The sequence below is a fragment of the Acidovorax sp. KPB24-03 genome (assembly GCF_057546605.1).
Window position 1 is genome coordinate 1 of sequence record NZ_BAAJYR010000214.1, and the last position, 5,856, is coordinate 5,856.

6 protein-coding genes and 1 pseudogene are annotated in these 5,856 nt (G+C 67.5%); 6 read left to right on the plus strand and 1 reads right to left on the minus strand.

The genetic code is table 11. From position 1 onward, the window contains the following. The 3 genes and pseudogenes from AC27KI_RS17415 to AC27KI_RS17425 form a co-directional block, all read left to right on the plus strand. Positions 1-189: pseudogene (locus tag AC27KI_RS17415) on the plus strand (squalene synthase HpnC); the annotation flags it as partial. Between the two features lie 260 nt (positions 190-449). Next, positions 450-1,829, plus strand: a complete 1,380-nt coding sequence (locus tag AC27KI_RS17420) for an L-serine ammonia-lyase (protein ID WP_487114960.1) — start codon at positions 450-452, stop codon at positions 1,827-1,829. Positions 1,830-2,007: 178 nt separating this feature from the next. Beyond that, on the plus strand, positions 2,008-2,910 hold the full coding sequence (locus tag AC27KI_RS17425) for an amino acid ABC transporter substrate-binding protein (protein ID WP_487090287.1): 903 nt from the start codon (positions 2,008-2,010) through the stop codon (positions 2,908-2,910). Positions 2,911-2,975: 65 nt separating this feature from the next. Here AC27KI_RS17425 and AC27KI_RS17430 read toward each other — a convergent pair whose 3' ends face one another. After that, positions 2,976-3,722: a hypothetical protein gene (locus AC27KI_RS17430; RefSeq protein ID WP_487090288.1), complete on the minus strand. Its 747-nt coding sequence runs from the start codon at positions 3,720-3,722 to the stop codon at positions 2,976-2,978. Positions 3,723-3,816: 94 nt separating this feature from the next. Here AC27KI_RS17430 and AC27KI_RS17435 point away from each other — a divergent pair, with 94 nt between their 5' ends. The 3 genes from AC27KI_RS17435 to AC27KI_RS17445 all read left to right on the plus strand — a co-directional run. Beyond that, entirely contained in the window at positions 3,817-4,185 is a 369-nt protein-coding gene (locus AC27KI_RS17435) for a hypothetical protein (RefSeq protein WP_487114956.1), read from the plus strand. 509 nt (positions 4,186-4,694) lie between these two features. Further along, positions 4,695-5,534, plus strand: a complete 840-nt coding sequence (gene hpnD, locus AC27KI_RS17440; RefSeq protein ID WP_284407717.1) for a presqualene diphosphate synthase HpnD — start codon at positions 4,695-4,697, stop codon at positions 5,532-5,534. A gap of 14 nt (positions 5,535-5,548) precedes the next feature. Further along, a partial coding sequence (locus tag AC27KI_RS17445; RefSeq protein WP_487114958.1) for an FAD-dependent oxidoreductase occupies positions 5,549-5,856 on the plus strand: 308 nt, incomplete at its 3' end.

A 5,856-nucleotide genomic window follows, 5' to 3' on the forward strand; every position in this document is an offset into this window, starting at 1 on the left:
GATGGACCAGGGGGCCCCCTGGTGCACCGCCTGCCCGGCCGCGCCGGCTGGGAGCTGCGCCTGGTCGTGCAGGGCGGACTGCGCATCCTGGACAAGGTGGAGGCGCTCGACGGCGACAGCCTGCACACCCGCCCGCGCCTGCGCCCGCTGGACTGGGCCCGCATGCTGGGCCGGGCCGTGGCGATGTAAGGCGAATTCATGCCCGGCAAGCGCGGCTTCAGTCGCGGCTCTGTAGGCCGATAATCCAGGCATCGAATCGGCCTTCAGCACAATGATTACTAGGGCATGACGCTATATTTTTTGTAGCGATCGATTTTGATTGAGCCGGTAAGGCACAGGCCTCGCGCAAGGCCGCCCCGGGATAGCGAGCATGCCCGGCCCCCGCCAGCCGGTTAGCCTGCGCGCCCCACAGCCCTCATTGCCCGCCATGTCCGTCAGCGTTTTTCGACCTGTTCAAGATCGGTATCGGCCCGTCCAGCTCCCACACCGTCGGCCCCATGATCGCGGCGCGGCAGTTCGCCGTCGCCCTGCGCGATTGCATGGGCCTGGCGCCCGTGCACCGCGTGGTGGTGGAGCTGTTCGGCTCGCTGGCCGCCACCGGCATCGGCCACGGCACCGACCGCGCCGTGCTGCTGGGCCTGGCCGGGCACGAGCCCGACCGCATCGACCCGGACCGGATCGGCCCCACGGTTGAAGCGATCCGCACGGGCGGCCACATCGACCTGCTGGGCACGCACCGCATCGCCTTCATCGAAAAGGAGCACCTGCTGTTCCGACGCAAGAGCCTGCCGTTTCACCCCAACGGCCTGAGCCTGCATGCCCATGGGGCGCAGGGCGAACTGCTGCTCACGCGCACCTACTACTCGGTGGGCGGCGGCTTCGTGGTGGACGAAGGCGGCCAGCGGGTGCTCAACAGCGTCGAGGCCCTGGACCAGGGCGCAGCAGGTTCCGGCATGGGACTGCTGCACCCCTACCGCACCGCCGCCGAACTGCTGGCCCAATGCGCCGCCACCGGGCAGAGCATCGCCGCCGTCACGCCGGCCAACGAAGGGCACTGGCACAGCCGCGCGCACGTGCGCCAGCGACTGCTGCAGATCTGGCAGACCATGGCCGGCGCCGTGCAGCGCGGCTGCGCCAGCCACGGCAGCCTGCCCGGCCCTATGCGGCTGCAGCGCCGCGCGGGCCAGCTGCACCAGACGCTGTCCGGCCGCGCCGAAGAGGCGCTGCGCGATCCGCTGTCGATGCTGGACTGGATCAACCTCTACGCCATGGCCGTCAACGAGGAGAACGCGGCGGGCGGGCGCGTCGTGACCGCGCCCACCAACGGCGCGGCCGGCGTGATCCCGGCGGTGCTGCACTACTACGTGAAGTTCGTGCCCGGCGCCGACGAGGACGGCATCGCCGACTTCCTGCTCACGGCCGGTGCCATCGGCATCATCTACAAGGAAAACGCATCGCTCTCGGGTGCCGAGGTGGGCTGCCAGGGCGAGGTGGGCGTGGCCTGCTCGATGGCGGCCGGCGCGCTGGCGGCGGTGATGGGCGGCACGCCCGCGCAGGTGGAGAACGCGGCCGAGATCGGCATGGAGCACAACCTGGGCATGACGTGCGACCCGGTGGGCGGGCTGGTGCAGATCCCCTGCATCGAGCGCAACGCGATGGGCGCGATCAAGGCCATCAACGCCGCGCGCATGGCCCTGCGCGGCAACGGCACGCACATGGTCTCGCTCGATCAGGTCATCAAGACCATGATGCAGACCGGTGCCGACATGAAGAGCAAATACAAGGAAACCTCGCGCGGCGGGCTGGCGGTGAACGTGGTCGAGTGCTGAGTGAGGGCGCCCAACCCGGGGCTGCGCCGTCGCCGGTGTGGTGAATAAGACGCACCTGCACGCGGGGGCGCGGGCAGGCTCTGCCTTTTTTCGTTACACGCACATACACTTTGCGGTTTTCGCCCGTGCGGGCGCCGGCGCATCCGCCGCCCCTTCATCCGCCTTTTCGCCTCCACCCATGCATTTCCTTTCTCGACTGCGCCCCTGGGCGCTCATGGCGGCCCTGGCCGCGTTCGGCAGCGCTGCCCCCGCGTGGGCGGAAGACACCCTGGCGCGCATCGCCAGCTCGGGCGAGCTGAAGCTGGGCCACCGCGAAAAGTCCCTGCCGTTTTCGTTCAAGGACGCCAACGGCGCGGTGAAGGGCTACACGGTGGACGTGTGCCTGCAGATCTTCGACGAGATCAAGAAGGAACTCAAACGCCCCGACCTGCGCGTGCACTACCTGCTGGTGGACGGCAAGAACCGCATCAGCGACGTGAAGGACGGCGTGGTGGACCTGGAGTGCGGCGGCACCGCCAACACGGCCGCGCGGCAAAAGGAGATCGCGTTCAGCCACCACATCTTCGTGGCGACCTCTTCGTTCCTAGTGCGCAAGAACTCGGGCATCAAGACACTGGACGACCTGCAGGGCAAGAAGATCGCCGTGCAGGGCAAGACCACCAACGAAGGGCTGCTGCGCGCCAACGAGCGCACCTACAACCGCCACTTCAACTACGTGCTGGCCGACAGCACGATCGACGTGGTGGGCGCGCTGGTCAAGGGCGAGGCCGATGCCGCCTTCGCCGACGATGCGGGCATCTGGATTCCGCTCACCCGCCTGGGCAAGAACGTGGACGACTACCAGTTCCTGGAAAAGCGCCTGTCGCTGGAGCCCTACAGCATCGGCCTGCGCAAGGACGATCCCAAGTTCAAGGAACTGGTGGACCGCGTGACGCGCCGCATGATCCAGGGCGGCGAGATGGCCGCGCTGTACAAGAAGTGGTTCAGCGTGGAGCAGCAAGGCATGCTCCCAATGAGCATGTTCATGAAAGAGGCGCTGCGCCGGCCGAGCGACATGGGTGTGGAGCAGATCGCCTTCTGAGGCCCGCCCGCCACCATGGCGGCAGGCAGTGGGGGCCCGGAGCCGATGGCCCCCGGTCCACCGGCTTACATGTAGCCTTGGTCGATCGCCTCTTGGTGTTCTCGCAACTCTTTTTCCTTGCGCTCCCGAATTTCTTCTGGCGTGCTGGGAGTCGAGTACAGCATTGACGACAGCCCCTGGCTGTCGAACGCTTCTTCGATGTCCTTGGCCACGCTTTGCAGGGCGTCCAGCTTGCGGAAAGACTGGCCGAGGTCCATCTTCGCCATCTGGCTGAGTGAGGCATGCAGCTTGGGATCGGCATAGCGCAGGCCGACCATCTCGTCGCTGGCGAGCAATTGCTTGAGCTGGGCCTGGCTCTTGATGATCGCATCGCGCTGACCCGACAGTTCGTCGAACTCCTGAGCGGTCTTGAAGGTACTCACCATCTTCGCGCCGCTTCGGCGCATCGTGCCCTCCAGATCGAAGGCCATGCCCGTCTGATCGACCTTGGTGAACTTGCCGGACAGGTCCGCCAGTTTCTCCAGCATCGGAAGGTTGGCCGTCAGTGCCTGGCTCACATGGTGCACCACAGGAATGTTCATCCTCGCCATTTCGTTGCGAAGGGCGTTGTGTTCACGGACCGCTGCCTTTTTCTGAGCGGACAGGGTCTCATACCGTGCGTTCAGCGCGTCGTACTCCTTGTCGGACATGGCATCGGTCGCGTTGTCCAACGCCGTGTCCACCTGATGGTGCTCCCTGATCACGGCCTCCATGCGGGCCTTGGCCTCCAGGTATTTCGCCTTGACCTCCCGGGTTCCGCGGATGAACTGCAATTTGGGCTGGGCCGTATCGGCTTCCGAGGACTGGGGCCTGGTCCGCCCGAAACTCGCAGAGGTGGCTGCCTGCTGAGGCCTTGCAGCTTGCGCCGTGCTCGTCGGACGGGTGGGGCTTGCAGGGGTCGTGGGACGCGAAGGACTCGTCGGGGTCGAGGGGCGCGAAGGACTCGTCGGGGTCGAGGGGCGCGACGGGCTCGTGGGGCGTGAGGGGCTCGACGGGCTCGAAGAGCCCGAGGAACTGGTGGAGCTCCAGGAGCTGAGGGAGCTCGAAGAATTGGAGGAACCCCAGGAGCTCAGCGAGCTGAGGGAGCTGGACGAACCGGTGGGGCGCATCGACGTGCGGTGCACTCCCGGCTGGGAAGCAGGTGCATTGCTGCGCCCATCGCCGAACATCTTCAAGCCCGCGGGCCCGGGCTGCTGTTTCCGCGGAGAAGTCGCGGCAGCCGTGGCGTGCTGGTAACTTGGGGTCTGCACACGCTGCTGCTGTTGGCCAGCGAGGCCAGCCTGCTGGTTGCCCGGCCGGAACGACTGCAGGTTGGCCCGGGGCTGTTGCGACTGCGAGCCTTGCGGACGGGCGGCCGCGCCATTGTTACGCGAACTCAATTTGGAGAACACGGTGTCCTGCTGCGGCCGGGACTGCGCGGCACCCGATGGGGTCTTGGCCTGACCCGTCGTTTTCGACGCCACCTCCTTGACGAAGCGGTTGCCCGCCGATAAGACCTTGGAAGCGAACTTGGAACTGAGGGACATGGAAAAACCTTTCGAGGCGGTCGCTCGCCGTGCCTCGCATCGGGAAATCGCCGCTTGAAATGCACTGTAGGCAGGCTCTGTTCGAGCACGGCACGGCCACCCGAAAGCGCGAGCAGGAATGCGAAGGCACCCTCCCCTGCCCTGGCCGCAGGCCGGCCCCTGCCCCGAGCCAGCCCGGTTCGCCGCCGAGCCCGGGCGCCCATGGGAGAATCGCGCCCCATGACACCGGAACAGTACGTCCAGCAAAAAGCCGCCGCCTCGGGCAGCAGCTTCTATTACGCCTTTCTGTTCCTGCCCGCGCCACGGCGCGCCGCCATCACGGCCTTCTATGGTTTTTGCCGCGAGGTCGACGATGTGGTGGACGAAGTCTCGGATGCCGGCGTGGCCCGCACCAAGCTGGCCTGGTGGCAGGCCGAGGTGGCCCAGTCCTTCGCCGGTCGTGCCACGCACCCGGTGATGCAGGCGCTGATGCCGCACGTGGCGGCCTACGGCATCGAGGAGCGCCACCTGCAGGCCGTGATCGACGGCTGCCAGATGGACCTGGAGCAGACGCGCTACCTCGACTTTCCCGGCCTGTCGCGCTATTGCCAGCTGGTGGCGGGCGTGGTGGGCGAGGTGGCGGCGCGCATCTTCGGGCAGACCGACGACCGCACCACCGAATACGCGCACACCCTGGGCCTGGCATTTCAGCTCACCAACATCATCCGCGACGTGGGTGAGGACGCGATGATGGGCCGCATCTACCTGCCCGTGGCCGAGCTGCAGCAGTTCGACGTGAAGGCGCACGAGATCCTCAAGCGCCAGTATTCCGAGCGGTTCACCGCGCTGATGCGCTTTCAGGCCGAGCGCGCGCACCGGCTCTACGACGAAGCGCTCGCCCTGCTGCCCACGGGCGACCGGCGCGCCCAGAAGCCCGGGCTGATGATGGCCAGCATCTACCGCACCCTGCTGCGCGAGATCGAGCACGACGGCTTCCAGGTGCTGCACCAGCGGGTGAGCCTGACGCCGCTGCGCAAGCTGTGGCTGGCCTGGAAGGTGCAGGCCCTCGGCCGCCTCTGAGCCGGCTTTCTTCCATGCAACGTGTTGCCATCATCGGGGGCGGCTGGGCCGGCATGGCGGCGGCGGTGGCCGCCGCGCAGGCGGGGCACAGCGTGACCGTGTTCGAGGCCACCCGCGTGCTGGGCGGCCGCGCGCGCGCCCTGCCCGCCACCGATGCGCCCGGTACACCGGGCGCACCGCCGCCCCTGGACAACGGCCAGCACATCCTGATCGGCGCCTACACGGAGTGCCTGCACCTCATGGCGCAGGTGGGCGTGGATCCGGACGCGGCCCTGCTGCGCCTGCCGCTGTCGCTGCGCTTCGCCGATGGCAAAGGCTCCGC

What these genes read in the sequence shown, in the direction of transcription:
- AC27KI_RS17425 (WP_487090287.1), top strand. Translation starts at nt 2,008, where the DNA reads ATGCATTTCCTTTCTCGACTGCGCCCCTGGGCGCTCATGGCGGCCCTG.
- hpnD (WP_284407717.1), top strand. Translation starts at nt 4,695, where the DNA reads ATGACACCGGAACAGTACGTCCAGCAAAAAGCCGCCGCCTCGGGCAGC.